The 18,258-nt window shown below is 71.1% G+C and carries 16 protein-coding genes; 5 read left to right on the top strand and 11 right to left on the bottom strand.

From position 1 onward, the window contains the following. The first annotated feature begins 36 nt into the window (after window positions 1-36). Window positions 37-2,124 carry a glycoside hydrolase family 2 protein gene (locus VSH64_RS27195; protein WP_326565547.1) on the top strand — a complete coding sequence of 696 codons (2,088 nt, stop codon included), beginning with the start codon at window positions 37-39 and terminating at the stop codon, window positions 2,122-2,124. On the opposite strand, the gene VSH64_RS27190 is transcribed toward VSH64_RS27195, so the two are convergent. Continuing rightward, window positions 2,102-3,055: a GlxA family transcriptional regulator gene (locus tag VSH64_RS27190; RefSeq protein WP_326565546.1), complete on the bottom strand. Its 954-nt coding sequence runs from the start codon at window positions 3,053-3,055 to the stop codon at window positions 2,102-2,104. The genes VSH64_RS27195 and VSH64_RS27190 overlap by 23 nt on opposite strands. Before the next feature lie 88 nt (window positions 3,056-3,143). On the opposite strand from VSH64_RS27190, the gene VSH64_RS27185 reads away from it, so the two are divergent. Next, window positions 3,144-3,896, top strand: coding sequence for an MBL fold metallo-hydrolase (locus tag VSH64_RS27185; protein ID WP_326565545.1), 753 nt, complete (start codon window positions 3,144-3,146; stop codon window positions 3,894-3,896). Here the strand turns inward: VSH64_RS27185 and VSH64_RS27180 are convergent. The 5 genes from VSH64_RS27180 to VSH64_RS27160 are packed head-to-tail and all read right to left on the bottom strand — an operon-like array spanning window position 3,883 to window position 10,000. Beyond that, window positions 3,883-4,779 carry an ROK family protein gene (locus VSH64_RS27180; protein WP_326565544.1) on the bottom strand — a complete coding sequence of 299 codons (897 nt, stop codon included), beginning with the start codon at window positions 4,777-4,779 and terminating at the stop codon, window positions 3,883-3,885. The genes VSH64_RS27185 and VSH64_RS27180 overlap by 14 nt on opposite strands. Continuing rightward, window positions 4,776-6,401: an ABC transporter ATP-binding protein gene (locus tag VSH64_RS27175; protein ID WP_326565543.1), complete on the bottom strand. Its 1,626-nt coding sequence runs from the start codon at window positions 6,399-6,401 to the stop codon at window positions 4,776-4,778. The genes VSH64_RS27180 and VSH64_RS27175 overlap by 4 nt, the downstream gene beginning before the upstream one ends. Beyond that, window positions 6,398-7,228 carry an ABC transporter permease gene (locus tag VSH64_RS27170; RefSeq protein ID WP_326565542.1) on the bottom strand — a complete coding sequence of 277 codons (831 nt, stop codon included), beginning with the start codon at window positions 7,226-7,228 and terminating at the stop codon, window positions 6,398-6,400. The genes VSH64_RS27175 and VSH64_RS27170 overlap by 4 nt, the downstream gene beginning before the upstream one ends. Further along, window positions 7,225-8,184 (bottom strand): ABC transporter permease, encoded by a 960-nt coding sequence (locus VSH64_RS27165; RefSeq protein WP_326565541.1) that lies wholly within the window; start codon window positions 8,182-8,184, stop codon window positions 7,225-7,227. Before VSH64_RS27165 ends, VSH64_RS27170 begins: the two co-directional genes overlap by 4 nt. A gap of 4 nt (window positions 8,185-8,188) precedes the next feature. Further along, the gene (locus tag VSH64_RS27160) at window positions 8,189-10,000 is read right to left on the bottom strand and encodes a peptide ABC transporter substrate-binding protein (protein WP_326565540.1); all 1,812 of its coding nucleotides are present in this window, start codon (window positions 9,998-10,000) and stop codon (window positions 8,189-8,191) included. A gap of 178 nt (window positions 10,001-10,178) precedes the next feature. Here VSH64_RS27160 and VSH64_RS27155 point away from each other — a divergent pair, with 178 nt between their 5' ends. Together VSH64_RS27155 and VSH64_RS27150 are read left to right on the top strand one after the other, a co-directional pair. Continuing rightward, window positions 10,179-11,327 (top strand): ROK family transcriptional regulator, encoded by a 1,149-nt coding sequence (locus VSH64_RS27155; RefSeq protein ID WP_326565539.1) that lies wholly within the window; start codon window positions 10,179-10,181, stop codon window positions 11,325-11,327. Then, the gene (locus tag VSH64_RS27150) at window positions 11,324-12,787 is read left to right on the top strand and encodes a M81 family metallopeptidase (protein ID WP_326565538.1); all 1,464 of its coding nucleotides are present in this window, start codon (window positions 11,324-11,326) and stop codon (window positions 12,785-12,787) included. The genes VSH64_RS27155 and VSH64_RS27150 overlap by 4 nt, the downstream gene beginning before the upstream one ends. On the opposite strand, the gene VSH64_RS27145 is transcribed toward VSH64_RS27150, so the two are convergent. After that, entirely contained in the window at window positions 12,669-13,160 is a 492-nt protein-coding gene (locus VSH64_RS27145) for a hypothetical protein (RefSeq protein WP_326565537.1), read from the bottom strand. The genes VSH64_RS27150 and VSH64_RS27145 overlap by 119 nt on opposite strands. Before the next feature lie 77 nt (window positions 13,161-13,237). On the opposite strand from VSH64_RS27145, the gene VSH64_RS27140 reads away from it, so the two are divergent. Then, window positions 13,238-13,999: an ArsR/SmtB family transcription factor gene (locus VSH64_RS27140; protein WP_326565536.1), complete on the top strand. Its 762-nt coding sequence runs from the start codon at window positions 13,238-13,240 to the stop codon at window positions 13,997-13,999. 30 nt (window positions 14,000-14,029) lie between these two features. On the opposite strand, the gene VSH64_RS27135 is transcribed toward VSH64_RS27140, so the two are convergent. Genes VSH64_RS27135 through VSH64_RS27120 form a run of 4 tightly spaced genes read right to left on the bottom strand, consistent with a single transcriptional unit; the run spans window position 14,030 to window position 18,243 of the window. Continuing rightward, complete coding sequence (locus tag VSH64_RS27135; protein ID WP_326565535.1) at window positions 14,030-14,857, bottom strand: carbohydrate ABC transporter permease; 828 nt, start codon at window positions 14,855-14,857, stop codon at window positions 14,030-14,032. Beyond that, window positions 14,854-15,942, bottom strand: a complete 1,089-nt coding sequence (locus VSH64_RS27130; protein ID WP_326565534.1) for a carbohydrate ABC transporter permease — start codon at window positions 15,940-15,942, stop codon at window positions 14,854-14,856. Before VSH64_RS27130 ends, VSH64_RS27135 begins: the two co-directional genes overlap by 4 nt. Before the next feature lie 10 nt (window positions 15,943-15,952). Then, window positions 15,953-17,212, bottom strand: a complete 1,260-nt coding sequence (locus tag VSH64_RS27125; protein ID WP_326565533.1) for a sugar ABC transporter substrate-binding protein — start codon at window positions 17,210-17,212, stop codon at window positions 15,953-15,955. Between the two features lie 29 nt (window positions 17,213-17,241). Next, window positions 17,242-18,243, bottom strand: coding sequence for a LacI family DNA-binding transcriptional regulator (locus VSH64_RS27120; RefSeq protein ID WP_326565532.1), 1,002 nt, complete (start codon window positions 18,241-18,243; stop codon window positions 17,242-17,244). Window positions 18,244-18,258 lie beyond the last annotated feature (15 nt).

Raw genomic sequence — 18,258 nt, 5'->3', positions numbered from 1 at the left:
GAACCCCGTTCATATCTGTGAATGACGAGGTGTGTCGTGCGGCGCTGGTTGCCCGTGGTGTTGGCCCTGGCCCTGAGTTTGTCCGTCACCCCGGCGATCTCGGCGGAGGTGGCGCCGCGCGCGGGCGGCGTGACGCGCGGCGAGACCGACCTCGACGCCGGGTGGCGGTTCGTGCGCGCCGACGTGCCGGGTGCCGAGCAGCCCGGGTACGCGGACTCGTCGTGGACGCGCACGAGCGTGCCGCACACCTGGAACGCGCTCGACGGCCAGGACGGCGGCGGCAACTACTACCGGGGCGCCGGCTGGTACCGAAAACACGTGACCCCGGCGAAGGCGTTGGCCGGCAAGCGGTTGTGGCTGCAGTTCGACGGCGTGAACACAGTGGCCGACGTGTGGGTCAACGGCGTGCACCTCGGTCAGCACCGCGGCGGTTACGCGACCTTCCGCTTCGACGCCACCGACGCGTTGAAACCCGGGCGCGACAACGTGATCGCGGTGCGCGTGGACAACTCGGCGCAGGCCGACGTGGCCCCGCTCAGCGCCGACTACACGTTCTTCGGCGGCATCTACCGCGACGTCTCGCTCGTGGCGGTCGATCCGCTCGCCGTGCGGCTCGACGATTTCGGCGGCCCGGGCTTCTACCTCACGCAGCGCTCGGTCACGGCCGAGCAGGCGCTGGTCGACGTGGTCACCAAGGTGCGCAACAGTTCCGGCGCCCCTCGCGACGTCCGGGTGCGCACGACCGTCGCCGACGCGCGGGGCCGGGTCGTGACGCGCACGATGTCCGAGCCGCAGCGGATCACCGGCGATCTCGACGTGGCCCAGCAGCTGGCCATCACCGATCCGCACCGCTGGCAGGGCACCGCCGACCCGTACCTGTACCGCGCGAGCGTGGACGTGCTCGACGCGCGCACCGGCCGCGTCACCGACACCGTGAGCCAGCCGCTCGGCCTCAGGACGTCCACTGTGGACGCGAACCAGGGCTTTTTCCTCAACGGGCAGCACCTGGCCCTGCACGGCGTGAACGCCCACCAGGACCGCCTCGACGAGGGCTGGGCCGTGGCCGACCGGCAGCGCGACCAGGACTTCGACCTCATGGACGAGATGGGCGTGAACGCGCTGCGGACCGCGCATTACCAGCAGTCGCAGCACGTGTACGACCTCGCCGACCAGCGCGGGTACGTGGTGTGGGCCGAGATCCCGCTCGTGAACGGCATCACCGACAGCGCCGCGTTCCGCGCCAACGCCACGCAGCAGATGTCCGAGCTCATCCGGCAGAACTTCAACCACCCGTCCATCGCGTTCTGGGGCATCGGCAACGAGCAGGCCAAGAACGACGCGGTGACCAACGGGATCCTGCAGGACCTCGCCGACCAGGTGAAGGCCGAGGACCCGGCGCGGCTTTCCGTGTACGCCAACCACAAGGGTGGCCAGGACGCCGTGTCCGGCCACGCGGATCTCGCGGCCTACAACAAGTACTACGGCTGGTACGACCTGTCCGCGCCCGGCCCCGGCCCCTGGACCGACCAGCTCCACGCGGCCGACCCGGCGCGCAAGATCGCGATCAGCGAGTACGGCGCCGGCGGCAGCGTGTTCGACCACGTCGAGAACTCCACCGTGAAGCCGCCGGTGATCCCGTCGCGCGTGCACCCGGAGGAGTACGAGACCTTCGTGCACGAGAACTCGTGGAAGCAGATCGAAACGCGGCCCTACCTGTGGGGCACGTTCGTGTGGAACATGTTCGACTTCGCCTCCGACGGCCGCACCGAGGGCGACACCCTGGGCCGCAACGACAAAGGCCTGGTCACCTACGACCGGCAGACCCGCAAGGACGCCTTCTACTGGTACAAGGCCAACTGGACGACCACGCCGTTCGTCTACCTGACCAGCCGCCGCTGGACCTCGCGCACCGAAGCCGCGACCACGGTGAAGGCGTACGGCAACGGCGTGGACACGGTTTCGCTCACCCTGAACGGAACGCCCGTCGGCGCGCCCGCTGCGTCACCCGACCACATCTACACCTGGCCGGTCACCCTCGCGCCCGGCAAGAACGTGGTGAAGGTGAGCGGTGTGAAGGGCGGCCACGCCTACACCGACACGGTCACCTGGACGCTGACGCCGTAGCCGGCCGGAAGTCCGTGCGGTAGCGGCTCGGCGCGATCCCGACGTGGCGCGTGAAGTGCTGGCGGAAGGACACCGCCGAGCCGAACCCGCAGCACCCGGCGATCTCGGCCACCGGCAGGTCGGAGCTCTCGAGCAGCTGCTGCGCGCGGGCGATGCGCTGGTCGAGCAGCCAGCGCAGCGGCGTGGTGCCGGTCTCGGCGACGAAGCGGCGCGCGAAGGTGCGCTCCGACATCGCCGCCCAGCCCGCCAGCTCGGCGACGGTGAGCGGCCGGCGCAGTTCCCGCAGCGCTCGTTCACGAACGGCGGCGAGCGGTTCCTCGTCGCGGGCCGGGCTCGGCGCGGTGATGAACTGGGCCTGGCCGCCGGAGCGGAACGGCGCCGTGACCATGGAGCGCGCGATCGACGCCGCGACGTCGGCGCCGAGCGTGAGGCGCACCAGGTGCAGGCACAGGTCGATGCCGGCCGCGACGCCCGCCGAGGTCCACACGCCGTCGGCACCCGTGAAGAGCACGCCGGGGTCGACCTCGGCGCGCGGGTGGCGGCGCGCGAGCTCGCGGGTGAAGCGCCAGTGCGTGACGGCCGGGCGGTCGTCGAGCAGACCGGCCGCGCCCAGCACGAACGCGCCGAGGCACAGGCCGGCGACCTGCGCCCCGGCCCGGTGCGCCGCGCGCAAGGCGGCCAGCAGCTCGGGCGACGGCTCGGCGTCGAGGTTCGCCAGGCCGGGCACCACCACGACGTCGGCGGTGCGCAGCCAGGAGAACGTGCGCTCGGGCTTGAACACCGCGCCGCCGACCAGCTCCACCGGGTCCTTGGTGGCCGCGCACCGCCGCAGCTCCACGTCGGGCCCGCTGCGCGCACCCCACACCTCGTCGACCACGGCCGTGTCGAACAGACGGGCGCCGTCGAAGAGCACCAGCGCGATCTTCTGCATGGCTTCGAGGGTAGCTGGCAGGATCTCATCGCTGACCGACATCTCTGCCACTCACCGCCCGGGCGCGATCCGGGGCAGGATGGTCGTCATGACCTCCTTCACGCTGCGCCACCTCGGCGGCCCGACCTCGCTCATCACCTACGCCGGCGTGCGGCTGCTCACCGACCCGACCTTCGACGAGGCCGGCGAGTACCCGATCGGCAACCGCGTGCTGGTGAAGACCATGGGCCCGGTCGCGACTGCGGCCGAGGTCGGCGCCGTCGACGCGGTGCTGCTTTCGCACGACCAGCACGCCGACAACCTCGACCACGGCGGCCGCGCCTACCTCGAGACGGCGCCGCTCACGCTCACCACGGCCTCGGCCGCCGAGCGCCTCGGCGGCACCGCGCAGGCGCTGCCGAACTGGAGCCACGTCGACCTGCCCGGCGGCGTCCGCGTGACCGGCGTGCCGGCGCTGCACGGCCCGGAAGGCGCCGAGGACAAGGTCGGCGAGGTCACCGGCTTCCTGCTGTCGGCCGACGGCCGGCCCACCGTGTACGTGAGCGGGGACAACGCGTCGCTCGACCGCGTGCGGGCGATCGCCGGGCGCTACGGCCCGGTGCCGATCGCCGTGCTGTTCGCCGGCGCCGCGCGCACGCCGCTGATCGACGCGTACCTGACGCTGGAGTCGACGGCCGCCGCCGAGGCCGCCGAACTGCTGCAGGCCACCGACGTCGTGCCGCTGCACTTCCAGGGCTGGGGCCACTTCACGCAGGGGCCGGACACACTCACGGCCGCGTTCGAGGGCAAGCCGGCGCGGCTGCACCTGCTCGAACCGGGCCAGGAAGTCAGCCTCGGCTGACCGCCGTCCGCGCGAGGGCGACCGCGCCCAGGGCGACCGCCTTCGCGCCGCCGCGGGCCAGCCGCACGTCCACCGGGGCGCCGGACAGCAGGGGGTGCTCGGTCAGCGCCTCCTGCATCGGCTTTTCCAGCAGCGCCCACGAGTTCGTGACCGAACCGCCGACCACGGCCGTCGCGATGCCGAGCAGGCCGCACGCGTGGGTGATGGCCTCGCCGAGGAAGCGGCCGGCGTCGGTGAAGACCGTGAGCGCGGCTTCGTCACCGGCCAGCGCGGCGGCCGCGACGGACTCCGCGGGCAGGGCCACGCCCGTCGCCTCGGTGTAGCGGCGGGCCAGCGACCGGCCCGACGCGTAGGCCTCCAGGTGGCCGGTCTGCCCGCAGGTGCAGGGCGCGGGCCCGTAGGTGCCGACGTGGCCGATCTCGCCGGCGCCGGTGCCGCCGCCGTGCAGCAGCGCACCGTCCACGTACACCGCGCCACCGACGCCGGTGCCCAGCGCGACGCCGAGCACGTGCCGGTCCTCCTGGGACAGTTCGCCGAGCAGGAACGCGTTCACGTCGTTCTCGGTGACCACCGGCACGCCGCCGAGCCGCGCGGACAGGTCCGTGTTCACGGAGGTGCCGGCCCAGCCGGTGAACGAGTCGCCGGTGACCACGATCGTGCCGGTCGCCGGCTCGACGACCCCGGCCGCACCGACGCCGACGCCCGCCAACCCGGCGGGTGCCAGTGAGGTGACCAACGCGGCCGCTCGGTCCAAGATCGCCGCGCCACCGAGGTGCGCGCCCGAGTCCGCCGTGGCCGACGCCAGCGCACGGCCCTCGGCGTCGCACACCACCACCAGCGTTTTCGACCCGCCGATGTCGACGCCGGCCCACAGTTCGCTCACGCCGCGGGGTCCACGTCCGCCAGCGCCTCGCGGCGGCCGCGCTGCACCGCGGGATCCGGCACGGGGGAGGACAGCAGCAAGGCCTGCGTGTACGGATGCGTCGGCTCACGCAGCACCCGCGCGACCGGGCCCTGTTCCACCAGCTCACCGCCGCGCAGCACGGCGACGCGGTCACACAGGCTGTCGACCACCGCCAGGTCGTGGCTCACGAAGAGACAGCCGAAGCCGAACTCCTCGTGCAGCCGCTTGAACACGTCCAGCACCACGGCCTGCACCGACACGTCGAGCGCGCTCGTGGGCTCGTCGGCGATCAGCAGCTTCGGTCCCAGCACCAGCGCCCGTGCGAGGCTCACGCGCTGGCGCTGCCCGCCGGACAGCTCGTGGCCGTAGCGCTCCAGCAGCGATTCGGGCAGTTCGACGGCGTCGAGCAGCTCGCGCACGCGGCGCCGACGCTCGCTGCGTCCGGCGGAGGTGTGCATGACCAACGGCTCGGCCACGGTCTGCGCCACGGTCATCCGCGGGTCGAGCGAGGAAGCCGGGTCCTGGAACACCGCGCCGATCTGGCGCCGCACCGCCCGCGCGTTGCGTCCGGTGCCGCGCGGCAGCGGGCCGCCGAGCACTTCGACCCGGCCCGACTTCGGTGTCACGAGGCCCAGCGCGCAGTTGCCCAGCGTCGTTTTGCCCGAGCCCGATTCGCCGACCAGCCCCACGATCTCGCCCGGCCCGACGCTCAGCGACACCGAGTCGACCGCCCGCTTTCCGCTGTACTCCACCACGATGTCGTGCATCGCCAGCACCGCCGTCGCCGGCTGCGCGGCCACGGCGTCGTGCTCGGCCGCGCCGAGCCGGGGCACCGCGGCCAGCAGCGCGCGGGTGTAGTCGGCCTGCGGTGCGGCGAACAGCTTCGCCGTCGGCGCTTCTTCCACCAGCTTCCCCGAGCGCAACACGAGCACGCGGTCGGCGACGTCGGCCACCACGCCCATGTTGTGCGTGATCAGCAGCGTCGCCGTGCCTTCGGTGTCGCGGATGTCGCGCAGCAGGTCGAGGATCTGCTGCTGCACGGTCACGTCCAGCGCCGTCGTCGGCTCGTCCGCGATGATCAGCTTCGGCCGCGCGGCCAGCGCGATCGCGATCATCACGCGCTGGCGCAGGCCGCCGGAAAGCTCGTGCGGGTACTGCTTCAGCCGCGCCGCCGGCTCCGGCACACCGACGCGGTCGAGCAGCTCGACGCAGCGCGGGTAGTAGGTCTTGTGCCGCCGCCGCGCGGGATCGTGGTTGCGGATCGCCTCGGCGAGCTGGAACCCGATGCGCAGCAACGGGTTCAACGCGGTCATCGGCTCCTGGAACACCATGCCGGCGCCCTGGCCGCGCAGCTTCCGCAGCTCTTCACCGGCCAAGCCGAGCACCTGCTGCCCGGCCAGCTCGATCGAGCCGGTGACCGAGGCCGACGCGGGCAGCAGACCGAGCACCGCGAGCGCGGCCGTGCTCTTGCCGGAGCCCGATTCGCCGACCACGGCGAGGATCTCGCCCGGCGCCACCGTCAACGACAGGCCGGCCACGGCCGGGTCACCGTCCCCATAGGACACCCGCAGGTCGCGGATGTCGAGCACCGCCTCGCTCATCGCCGTCCCTTCACCGCGAACGCGTCGCGCAGTCCGTCGCCGAGGAAGTTGATCGCGCACACCACGAGCACGATCGCGATGCCGGGCGGCAGGATCAGCCACCACGCGCCGTCGAACGTGTAGGTGATGCCCTTCGACAGCATCGCGCCCCAGTCGGTGTCCGGGGCGGGCACGCCGAGGCCGAGGAAGCTCACGTAGGCCACGAGCAGGATGGCGTCGGCGATCTGGAAGGTCGCGTTCACCACCACGGTGCCGATGGCGTTGGGGATCACGTGCCGGAACACCACGCGGGTGCGGCTCGCGCCGAGCACCGTGATCGCGCGGATGTAGTCGCGTTCGCGCAGGCTCACGGTCTCCGCGCGCATCAGCCGCGCCGGCACGAGCCACGACACACAGCCGATGATCAGCGCCAGCACGCCGACGCTCGGCGTGACCAGCGTGGCCGCGACCAGCAGCAGGAACAGTGCGGGAATCGCCACGCCGGTGTCGACCACGCGCATGAGCACGGTGTCGAGCCAGCCGCCGGTGTAGCCGGCGAGCGCGCCCCAGACCGCGCCGATCGCGGTGGCGATGAGCCCGGCCAGCACGCCGATGATCAGCGACGTCCGCCCGGCCACCATGAGCCGGCCGAGCACGTCGTAGCCCAGGTCGTCGGTGCCGAGCGGGTGCGAGCTCCCAGGCCCGAGGCGCGCGGCGCCGAGGTCGGTGTGCGACTGGTCCGTGCCGTAGAGCAGCGGGCCGAAGAAGCAGAACAGGATCACCAGCAGCAGCAGGATCGCGCCGATGAGCGGCGTGCGCCGCGCGAACACCCGCGAAAGGACGGTCACGACCGCGCTCCCTTCACCCGCACGCGCGGATCGATCACGAGCTGCACCACGTCGGCGAGCAGTGAACCGAGCACGGTCGCCACCGCGATGATCAGCACCACGCCGAGCAGCACCGGGAAATCGGCGTTGCGCGCGGCCGTCCAGAACAGCAGGCCGACGCCGGGGTAGTTGAACATCGACTCGACCACCAGCGAGCCGCTAAACACCACCGGCACGTAGTAGCCGAGCATCGACACCACCGACGTGAGCGAGTTCGGCCACACGTGCCGCCAGATGATCGTGCGCTCCGGCGTGCCCTTGGCCCTCGCCGTGCGCACGTAGTCCTCGGCGAGGTTGTCCAGAGTGGACGCCCGCATGTAGCGGCTGAACGCGGCCAGCGCCGCGCCCATGCCCGCGACCACCGGCAGCACCAGCGACCCGGGCTGCGAGAGCAGCTCGCCGATCGTCTCGCCCTGCGCGGCCTGCGCCGGGAACCACGGCAGCACCTGGGCGAACACGATGATCAGCACCAGCGACAGGAAGAACACCGGCGTCGCGTAGAGCAGGAAGGTGAGGCCGGTGGTCACGTGGTCGGCGGCCTTGCCGCGGCGCACGGCCTGCCACACGCCGACCGGCAGCGCGATCACGATCGCGAGCAGCGTGGAGATCGCGGTGAGCAGCAGCGTCTTCGGCACGCGCTCTTCCAGCAGCGTCGAGACCGGCGAGTTCTGCGTGTACGAGTCGCCGAGGTCGCCGTGGAGCAGGCGCACCAGGTAGTCCCAGTACTGCACGGGCAGCGGCTGGTCGAAACCCTGCGCCTGGTTGAACGCGTCGATCTGCTCCTGCGTGGCCTTGACGCCGAGCACGCCGCGCGCCGGACCACCGGGCAGCAGATGCAGCAGCACGAACGTGACCACGGTGACCAGCAGCACCACGACCACGGCCAGCACGAGCCGCTTGACGATGTAGCGGGTCATGTCCTCACCTCGTCCAGTACCAGCGCTGCGGCAGCAGCCCGGCCAGCGGATCCTGGCTCACCCCGCGCAGCGCGGTGTCGATCGCCGACACCTGGTACGGCGGGTTGGGCAGCCAGAGCACGGGCAGCTGTTCGGCCAGGTAGGCGCTGTAGTCGAGCATCGGCTCGGCGCCGGTGGCCCGGTTGGTCGCGGTGATCAGCTCGTCGGCATGGCGGTCGGAGTAGCTGCCGAAGTTCGTGCCCGCGTCGGTGGCGAACAGGTCTTCGCCGCTCGGGTTGGCCGGGAAGTACCAGCTGCCCTGCGTGCCGAAGTACGACAGCTGCCACGAGCACGACGGCTCTTGCGGCTTGCACGCCGTGCCGTTGGCCAGCACGGTGTTCAGCGGCTGCGCGTTGATCTTCATCTCGACGCCGATCTTCGACAGCTCCGAGCGCAGCTCCTGCATGGTGCCGTCGGTCTCGTCGGAGCCCGACTCGGTCAGCATGGTGAGCGACAACCGCGTGCCACCGGCGACACCTTCGCCGCACTGCGCCGGCGCGTTACCCGGCGACGCACACTGCAGCACGCCGTCAGAGCCCGGGGCCCAGCCGTGGTCGGTGAGCAGCTTGCGCGCCGCGGTGAGGTCGAAGGGGTACGGGTTGGTCTTCTGCCGCGGCGACAGGTACTTCCCGTCGTTGTCCTGCGGCACCGGGCCGTAGTCGACGCGGGCGGTGCCGCGCCAGATCACCTTGGTGATGGCGTCCTGGTCCACGGCCCGCTGCAGGGCCTGGCGCACGTACAGCTGCTTGAACGCGTTGCCCAGCTGCGGGTTGTTGAAGTTGAACGGCGAGTAGGTGATCGACCAGCCGTTCCACGGCTCGACCCGGTAGCCCTGCGCCTCGAGTTCCGGGCGCTGGCCGAGGTTCGTGGTCGGCACGTAGCCGTAGTCGACGCCGCCGGCGCGCAGCACGTTGTACTCGGCCGAAGAGCTGGTGAACGTGAGGAACTGCACCGTGTCGAGCTTCGCCGCGTCCGGGCCGGTGTACTTCGGGTTCTTGTTCAGCGTGACCTGGCCCGACGCGGTGAAGCCGCCGAGCGTGAAGGGCCCGTTCACGACCTTCCACAGTGGATTCGTGGCGTACGTGCCGAGCTGTTTCGCCTGCCCCACCAGGAAGTCGAACACCTGCTTGGCGCCGGCCGGGTCGCGGTCGAAGTCGCCGACCGGGCCGGCCGCGCTCGTGCGGTCCCAGGCCTTCTGCGGCATCGGCACCACCAGGCTGAGCTGGTTGGCCGTGAACCAGTCGGCGTTGTACGGCTTGTCGAGGGTGAGTGTGAAGGTGTGCTCGTCGACCAGGTGGAAAGCCTTGATGTTGTCGGGCATCAGGCCTTCGGAGTACTTGCCCCAGTCGTCCTTGCCCGCGCGCACCAGGTTGAGCCAGAACTCGACGTCCCGGCTCGACAGCGGCGTGCCGTCGGACCAGCTGAGCGGCTTGAGCGTGATGGTCACGGTCGAGCCGCCGGCCGAGTAGCTCGGCGGGTTCGCGGCGCTGGAGGGATCGTCGAGCGTGACCGAGCCCGAGCTGCCGTCGTAGTTGTACAGCGGCACGTACAGCTCGTTGCGGACCACGCCGTTGTAGCTCGCGCCGTAGCCGGGGATCGAGATCGGCAGAATCCAGTTGGGGGTCGCCGACGGGGGCAGCGCGAACCGCGCGGTGCCGCCGGTCACCGGCTTGCCCGCGCCGCCGCCGTGCTGCTCACGGCTCGTCGCGCAGCCGGACAGCGCCAGCGCGGCGGCGAGCGTGACCCCGAGCGCGGCGCGCCACCGGTGTCGAGCCATCCGCATCACTTCCAACATCCTTGGTGTAAGTCGATACCGAGGGTCTGTGCGTGTTCTTGGTTGCCGTGTAATGTCGCATGCGCGTTGGAAATTGCCAAGAGGCGATTTCGGAAGCAAGTTTCCGGACAGTTGCATCCAAGTTGATGCAAGTAGCTTTCGCAGTGAGTAGGTGACAGCCGTGGCGCAGGATCCCGCCGGTCTGCTGCGGCTGCTCTGGCTCGTGGCCCACGAGCACGCCGTCTCGCGGATGGACCTCGCGCGGGTGCTCGGGCTGCCGCAGTCGACGGTGTCCGTGCGCACGCAGGCCCTGATCTCCGCGGGCGTGCTCAGCGAGTCCGGGGAAGGCAGCTCGGCCGGGGGCCGGCGCCCGAAGCTGCTGTCGGTGAACGCCGGGTTCGGGCACGTGTGGGCCGCCGACGTCGGGTCGAGCCACGTGCGCATCGGCGCGCTGGACATCGCCGGCAACCTGCTGCACGTGGCCGAGCGGCCGCTGGATATCGGCGGCGAGCCACCGCGGGTCGTGGCCGACTTCGCGGCCGCCGTGCGCGAGGTCGCCGCCGAAGCGCGGTGTCCGGGCCGGCAACTCGGTATCGGGGTCGCGTTCCCCGGGCCGGTCGACGTCGGCGCGGGCACGATCACGCTGCCCTCGCGCATGCCGGGCTGGCGCGGGTTCGCGGTGCGTGAGGCGTTGCGCGAGCACTTCGAGGTGCCGGTGGCGGTGGACAACGACGCGAACCTGCTGGCGCTGGGCGAATCCGTGGCCGGTCCGCCCGGGCGGACGCTGCTCGTGGTGAAGGCGGGCACCGGCATCGGCTCGGGGCTCGTGGTCACCGGCCGGCTCTACCGCGGCCGCGCCGGCGTCGCCGGGGACATCAGCCACGTGCGCGTGCCCGCGGCCGGCGATCGGCCGTGCTCCTGCGGAAACCGCGGCTGCCTGGAGACGGTGGCGAGCGGCGCCGCGCTCGTGGCGCAGCTGCGGGAGCAGGGCATGGCCGTGACCAACACCGCGCAGGTGATGGCCACGGCGGAAGACGGCCACCCCGCGGCCACCACGGCCGTGCGGCGAGCGGGCCTGCAGCTCGGCGAGGTGCTGGCCACGGTGGTGAACTTCGGCAACCCCGACGAGGTGCTGCTCGGCGGCGCGCTGTCGGGCTCGGAAGCGTTCGTGGCGGCCGTGCGCGGCGCGTTGTACGAGCGCTGTCTTCCCTTGGCCACCCGCGAACTGCGCATCGATCGGGTGCGCTTCGGCCCGGACGCCGGGCTCTACGGCGCGGGCGCGCTGGTGCTGGACGAGGTTTTCGACGAAGCGATACGGAGCAAGCGATGACGAAGGTGCGGATCGGGATCACGGGGATCGCCATCGAGTCGAGCACATTCTCCCCGCACCGCTCCACCGTGGCCGACTTCCACGTGACCCGGGGCGAAGACCTGCTGGCGCGCTATCCCTTCCTGCGCGAGAACCGTCCTTCCTGGACCGAGGACGTCGAGTGGGTGCCGCTGGTGCACGCCCGCTCGCTGCCCGGCGGTGCGGTGACCGAGGCCGCGTACGCCGAGCTGTCCGGCGAGATCCTCGACCGCGTGGGGGCGGCCGAGGACCTCGCCGGGTTGTTCTTCGACATCCACGGCGCGATGAGCGTGGTCGGGCGCACCGACGTGGAAGCCGAGCTGGCCACGCGGATCCGCGCGCTGCTGGGGCCGGACGTGCTTATCTCGGCGTCGATGGACCTGCACGGCAACGTCTCGCGCGAGCTGGCCACCGCGCTGGACCTGATCACCTGCTACCGCAAGGCTCCGCACACCGACGCGTGGGACACGCGCGAACGCGCGGCGCGCAACCTCGTTGCGCGCCTGCGTGAAGGGGGCAAGCCGAAGAAGGCCTGGGTGCAGGTGCCGGTGCTGCTGCCCGGCGAGAAGACCAGCACGCGCTTGGAACCGGCGAAGAGCGTCTACGCGGCGGTCGACGAGATCGAGGCGTTGGACGGCGTGCTCGACGCCGCCATCTGGGTCGGGTACGCCTGGGCGGACGAACCCCGTTGCCAGGCCGCCGTGGTCGTGTCCGGCGATGACGAAGACGTGCTGGTGCGCGAAGCCGAGCGGCTCGCCAAGTCCTATTGGGACGCTCGCCGCGACTTCGCGTTCGTGGCGCCCACCGGCACGTTGCCGGAGTGCCTGGCGCAGGCCGTGGCGTCGGAGCGGCGGCCGTTTTTCGTCAGCGACTCCGGGGACAACCCGACGGCCGGCGGTGCGGGGGACACGTCCTGGAGCCTCGACGTACTGCTGCGCACTCCGGCCATCGTGGACTCGGCGCTGACCACGTTGTACGCGGCCATCGTCGACCCGGAAGCGGTGGAGACGGCGGTGGCCGCCGGGGTCGGTGCCACCGTTTCGGTGGCACTGGGCGGAAAAGTCGACTCCGGCCCGCACGGTCCGGTGCCGGTGACCGCCCGCGTGGAGGCGATCGACGCCGAAGACCCGGTCGCCGGAACCGCCGTGGCGTTCGGTGTCGGCGGCCTGCGCGTGATCGTGACGGCCCGGCGCAAGCCGTACCACCTCGAGGCGGATTTCCTCGCGCTCGGGCTACGGCCGCGTGAAGCCGATGTGGTGATCGTGAAAATCGGTTACCTGGAACCGGAGCTGTACGAGATGGCCGCCGATTGGCTGCTGGCCCTCACGCCCGGGGGCGTCGACCAAGACCTGCTGCGCCTCGGGCACGCCGGGATCGAGCGGCCGATGTTCCCGTTCGACGAGGAGATGGCGGAGCCGGCGCTGAAGCCCGAGCTGCTTTGAGCGCCAGTGCGGTGAGCGCGCCGTAGGCCAGGTGGTCGAGCCACTGCGGCCCGCGCGGCAGCGCGCGGATCGCCGAGTTGCGCCGGCCGACGATCTCCAGGTCGAGCAGCGCGATGGCCGCCCCCGCGGCCACCCCTTCGCGCACGGACAGCGGCCGGCGTGAGTCCACGTAGGCCAGCGCGGCCGTCCAGCCGGCCGACACCAGGCCGTGGACCAGCGCGCCGCGCACGAGCCCGGCCTTGCCGCCGGGGGCCAGCGTGCCCGCCGCTCGGGTGGCCGCCAGCGGATCACCACGCGTGATCACCGCGTGCAGGGTCGAGGGCAGTCCGCTGCCGGTCGCTGCCACGGTCCACGCCTTGACCGCGTTCTTCACCCGGCCAGTATGCCTGAGGGCTTGACATGCAGTCAGATGACTGCCTAACTTAGGGTGTGCAAGAGGGACTGGACGGGATGTTTTTGGACAAGGTGTTCAAGGCGCTGGCCGACCCGACCAGGCGCCACCTGCTGGACCATCTGCACGAGGACAACGGACAGACGCTGACCGAGCTGTGCGCGCGCCTGGACATGACGCGCCAGACGGTGACGCAGCACCTGTCGCTCCTCGAAGCGGCGAACCTGGTCAGCACGGTGCGCCGCGGCCGGGAGAAGCTGCACTACCTCAATCCGGTGCCGTTGCACGAGATGCAGGAACGCTGGGTGGACAAGTTCGAACGCCCCCGGCTGCGCGCGCTGAGCGCCGTCAAACGCCGAGCAGAGGAAGCCATGACCGACAAACCGAGCTACGTCTACGTCACCTACATCGAGAGCACGCCCGACAAGGTGTGGGAGGCGCTCACCAGCGCCGAGCTGACCGGGCAGTTCTGGGGCCACCGCAACGAATCCGACTGGCAGGTCGGCTCCCGCTGGGAGCACGTGCGCCTCGACGGCTCCGGCGTCGCCGACGTGTACGGCGACGTGCTCGAAGCCGTGCCGCCGAAGCGGCTCGTCACCAGCTGGTACGACGTGGGCAACCCCGAGGTCCCGCCGTCGCGCGCGACCTTCGACATCGAGCAGTACGACGCGATCGTGCGACTCACCGTGACCCACGAGGACCTGCCCGACGAGCAGGCCAAGCGCGACGTCGGCCGCGGCTGGCCCGCCGTGCTGGCGAACCTCAAGTCGTTGCTGGAAACGGGGCACGTGCTGCCGCAGCAGCCGTGGACCATGCCTTGATTTCTTGGGCCTTGATTTTCCGGGCCTTGGCTACTTGTCGACACCCTCGTACGTGCCTCGCGTGAAGCGCTTCGAGAACACGAAGTACACGATCGCCACCGGCACCGTCATCAGCAGCGCGGCGGCGAGCTTGAGCGGGAACTGGTTGCCCTGCCCGAGCTCGCCGGACACGAGCGAGGCGACGCCGGTGGTGAGCGTGTTCAGCGCCGGGTCCTGGCGCGACACGATGTAGTGCGGCAGCTCGTTCCACGAACCCTGGAACGCCAGGATCGTCATGGTGATGAGCGCCGGCTTCGACATCGGCAGCACCACGGACCAGAACGTGCGCAGCGGCCCGGCGCCGTCGATGCGCGCGGCTTCTTCGACGCTGAGCGGCACGCTTTCGAAGAACTGCTTCATGATGAACACGCCCGACGCGTCGGCCAGCAGCGGGATGATCATCGCCGCGTAGGTGTCGTACATGCCGAACTGGTTGAGCACCAGGAACTTCGGGATCAGCAGCACGACGCTCGGCACGGCGAGGATCGCCACGATCGCGCCGAACACCGCGCCGCGGCCGCGGAAGCGCAGCCGGGCCAGCGCGTAGCCGGCCATCGAGTTGAACACGACCCGGCCGATGGTGATCGTCACCGAGATGAAGATCGAGTTCAGTGCCCAGCGCGGGAAGTCCTGCTGGGCGAGCGTGGCGAACACCGCCACGGACCACTCGTGCGGCCAGGGGGTGAGCGGGTGGGCCGTGGCGTCCGCGTCGGTCTTGAACGCCGTGGCCAGCTGGATCAGGAACGGGTAGATGTAGGCCACGGCGACCAGCAGCAGCACGCCGAGGCCGACCCAGCGCAGGTATCCGCGTCGCTTCACCGCCGGCTCCTCCGTCCGTCCTTTTCGCGCAGCAGCCACCGCTGCACCAGCGTGAGCACCACGATCACCACGAACAGCAGGAACGCGATGGCCGAGCCCTGGCCCCACTGCTTGCCGATGAACGACGTCGAGTAGGAGAGGTAGGCGGGCGTGAGTGTGGTGTTGGCGGGGGCGCCGCGGCTGAGCACGTAAATCTGGTCGAAGACCTGCCAGGTGCCGATGAGGCCGAGGGTGAGCACGAGGAACAACGTGGGCCGCAGCTGCGGCAGGGTCACGCGCCAGAAGCGCTGCCACGCGTTGGCGCCGTCGATCACCGCGGCCTCGTCGATGCCCGGCGGCAGGTTCTGCAGCGCCGCGTAGAACATCAGCATGAACCCGCCCGTGGTCGTCCAGATCACGAGCACGATGATCGAGCACATCGCCACGCTCGGGCCGGAGAGCCAGTCCCACCAGGACAGTCCGAGGAATCCGTGGGCGGTCAGGGCCGGCGGGTTCTGCGGCACGCCGAGTCCGTTGAGGATGATCTGGAAGAGCCCGCGCGGGTCGGCGAACCAGCTCGGCCCGTTGATGCCGAACAGCTTCAGCGCGGCGTTCACCGTGCCGCTGCTGGAGAACAGGAACAGGAACACCACCGAGATCGCGACGGAGCTGGTCACGGTGGGGAAGTAGAACGCCGTGCGGAAGAACTGCTTGCCCTTGAGCCGGCGCTGGTTCAGCACGATGGCGAGGAACAGCGCGAGTGCGGTCTGCAGCGGCACCACGAACAGCACGAAGTAGCCGTTGTTGCGGATGCTGGTGGCGAAGTTGCGTTGCGTGAGGCCGGGTTCGGCGAGCAGCGCGGAGTAGTTGTCACCGCCGACGAAGTGCACCCGCGAGGAGAACGGGCTGCCGTTGCCGGTCCAGTCGCTCACACTCACCCACAGCGCCATCACGATCGGCAGCACGAAGAACAGGGCCAGCACCACCAGCGTCGGCGCGAGGAACAACCAGCCCACCCGGCCTTCGCGGCGGCTCGGGCCCGCGCCCCGCCGCGCCGGGGATGGTGGCGCGGCGGGGGTGGCGGGCGTGGTGAGCACCGTGGTCATGACCGGGGCCTCACTGACCGAGCGCGGCGGTGGTGTTGGTCTGCAGCTGCTGCAGGATGTGCTTCGGGTCCGCGCCGGGCAGCTGCTGGATCTGGGCGTCGAAGTCGGTGAGGACCGGGTCCATCTTGGTGAGTGTCACCGGCCCGTGGGCCGAGTCGGCGCCGGCCAGGAACGCCGCCTGCTGCGGGAACTGTTGCTGGTACTGCGCGCGAGCCGACTGGCGCGAGGGCATCACGCCGAACGTCTTGGCGAACGCGAGCTCCTGCTGCGGCTGCATCAACGCGTCGACGAGCTGCTTGGCCTGGTCCTGGAACTTGCTCTTGGCCGCGATGCCCCAGCACTGCGTGAACGACAGCGTGCCCGCGCCCGCCGGACCGGCCGGCAGCGGCACCACCTGGTACTTGACGTTCGGGTAGTCCTTGGTCATCCCGCCGACCATCCAGTTGCCGTCGACGCTCATCGCGGCCTTGCCGAGACCGAACGCCTCGCCGGAGTCACCCGCGCCGATCTGCTTCGGGTACTTGGCGACGCCGGAGGCGAGCAGGTCCCGCACGTACGTGAGCCCTTGCAGGTTCTGCGGGGTGTCGGCGGTGGCCTTCTTCTGGTCGGCGTCGAGCGGCCAGCCGCCGGCCTGCACGAGGAACGCGCCGACGCGGTCGCGGGTGTCGTTGAACACGAGCCCGGTGTGCCCGCCGGTGGTGAGCTTCTGCGCCGCGGCCTTGAGCTGGTCCCAGTTCTTCGGGATGTCCTTGTCGGTGAGGCCCGCGGCGGCCCACTGGTCGGTGTTGATCGCCAGCGCCAGCGTGGAGAAGTCCTTGGGGACGCAGTAGAGCTTGCCGTCCTTGGTGAACGTGGTGCGCAGGGTCGGGTAGAGATCGTCCTTGTAGGACACCGAGTCGCCGTACGGGAGCATTTCGTCGGCGTAGCCCTGGAACTTCGTGGCGTCCACGGCGAACACGTCGGGCGGGCTGCCGGCCGCGAAGCCCTGGCTCAGCTGCTGCGGCAGGTCGTTGGCGGCGATCACCTGCACCTTCGAGCCGGCGGACCCGGCCGCCCACTTCGCGGTGGCGTCCTGCACCGCCGTGAGCTCGGCGCCGCCGCTGGAGGCGATCATCAGCTTGAGCTGGGCGGGCCCGGACTGCTGGGTCGCGGGCGCCGTCGAGTCGTCGAAACCGCTGCCGCACGCGGTGAGGGTGAGCAACAGGCCGGCGGCGGCTACAGCGGTGATGGGTCGGGGGAGCGGGAGGGGGAAAAGACCGGGGTGGCGCATCGATCCTCCTTGATCGTGCAGGTGGGGATTCAGGTCGTGCGCAGCACGAGCCTCGGGGCGAGCAGGGTCGAGGTGGGTTCGGCGCCGGCGGTGCCGCGCAGCGTCGCGCGCAGCTGGCGCACGCATTCGGCGGCGACCTCGGCGATCGGCTGGGCGACGGAGCTCAGGCCGAGTACGGCGGCGGTGGGGGTGTCGTCGAAGCCGATCACCGACGCGTCGGCGCCGGGGCGCAGGCCGCGCTCGCGCAGTTCGCCGACCACGCCGAGCGCGAGGGAGTCGCTGGCACACACGAACGCGGTGGGCGCCACGGGTTCGTCGAGCAGCCGGGCCGCGGCCGAGCGGCCGCCTTCCACGCCGTCGAACACCGGGATCTGCGGTCGATCGGCGAGTCCCGCGGCGGCCAGCCCGGCTTCCCAGCCGGCGCGCCGGTCGTCACCGGTCTCCGACCCGGCGGGCCAGCCGACGAACGCGATGCGGCGGTGGCCTTGGCGAGCCAGGTGTTCCGTGGCGAGGCGAGTGCCGCGGGCGCCGTCGACGTCGACCCAGCCGTGCGTGTTCTCCGCGCCCCACGGCCGGCCGAAGGTCACGAACGGCAGCTCGCGCTCCTTGAGCCAGCGCGTGCGCAGGTCGTCGTGGTGGGTGTGGGTGAGCACGAACCCGTCGACGCCGACCGAGGCGATGAGATCGGCGTACGCGCGCGTCTCGGCTTCGTCGTCGGCGGCGGTGAAGAGCATGATCCGGTGGTCGTACTCCTCGGCCGTGGCCGTGAGCGAGTGCAGGAACTGGTCGAGGACCACGCCGCTCACGCCGTTGCCGACCGGCGCGATGCGCAGGCCGATGATCTGCGAACGCGCGGTGCGCAGCTGGCGCGCCGCGGTGGACGGGCGGTAACCGAGGCGGTCGATGGCCTCGAGCACGCGTTCGCGGGTGTCCGGGCTCACGAGCTCCGGCGAGTTGATCACGTTCGACACGGTCTGGCGCGAGACGGCGGCGGCTTCCGCGACCGAGTTCAGCGTGGCCCGCTGAGCCATCTCGCACCTCCTGCT

The sequence above is a fragment of the Amycolatopsis rhabdoformis genome, assembly GCF_035918295.1.
Classification (GTDB): domain Bacteria; phylum Actinomycetota; class Actinomycetes; order Mycobacteriales; family Pseudonocardiaceae; genus Amycolatopsis; species Amycolatopsis rhabdoformis.
Note: the sequence above shows the minus strand (reverse complement) of the source record. Positions and strands in the feature narration are given on the sequence as shown.

What these genes read in the sequence shown, in the direction of transcription:
- VSH64_RS27140 (WP_326565536.1), top strand. Translation starts at nt 13,238, where the DNA reads ATGTTTTTGGACAAGGTGTTCAAGGCGCTGGCCGACCCGACCAGGCGC.
- VSH64_RS27130 (WP_326565534.1), bottom strand. Translation starts at nt 15,942, where the DNA reads ATGACCACGGTGCTCACCACGCCCGCCACCCCCGCCGCGCCACCATCC.
- VSH64_RS27160 (WP_326565540.1), bottom strand. Translation starts at nt 10,000, where the DNA reads ATGGCTCGACACCGGTGGCGCGCCGCGCTCGGGGTCACGCTCGCCGCC.
- VSH64_RS27190 (WP_326565546.1), bottom strand. Translation starts at nt 3,055, where the DNA reads ATGCAGAAGATCGCGCTGGTGCTCTTCGACGGCGCCCGTCTGTTCGAC.
- VSH64_RS27175 (WP_326565543.1), bottom strand. Translation starts at nt 6,401, where the DNA reads ATGAGCGAGGCGGTGCTCGACATCCGCGACCTGCGGGTGTCCTATGGG.
- VSH64_RS27120 (WP_326565532.1), bottom strand. Translation starts at nt 18,243, where the DNA reads ATGGCTCAGCGGGCCACGCTGAACTCGGTCGCGGAAGCCGCCGCCGTC.
- VSH64_RS27125 (WP_326565533.1), bottom strand. Translation starts at nt 17,212, where the DNA reads ATGCGCCACCCCGGTCTTTTCCCCCTCCCGCTCCCCCGACCCATCACC.
- VSH64_RS27185 (WP_326565545.1), top strand. Translation starts at nt 3,144, where the DNA reads ATGACCTCCTTCACGCTGCGCCACCTCGGCGGCCCGACCTCGCTCATC.
- VSH64_RS27165 (WP_326565541.1), bottom strand. Translation starts at nt 8,184, where the DNA reads ATGACCCGCTACATCGTCAAGCGGCTCGTGCTGGCCGTGGTCGTGGTG.
- VSH64_RS27150 (WP_326565538.1), top strand. Translation starts at nt 11,324, where the DNA reads ATGACGAAGGTGCGGATCGGGATCACGGGGATCGCCATCGAGTCGAGC.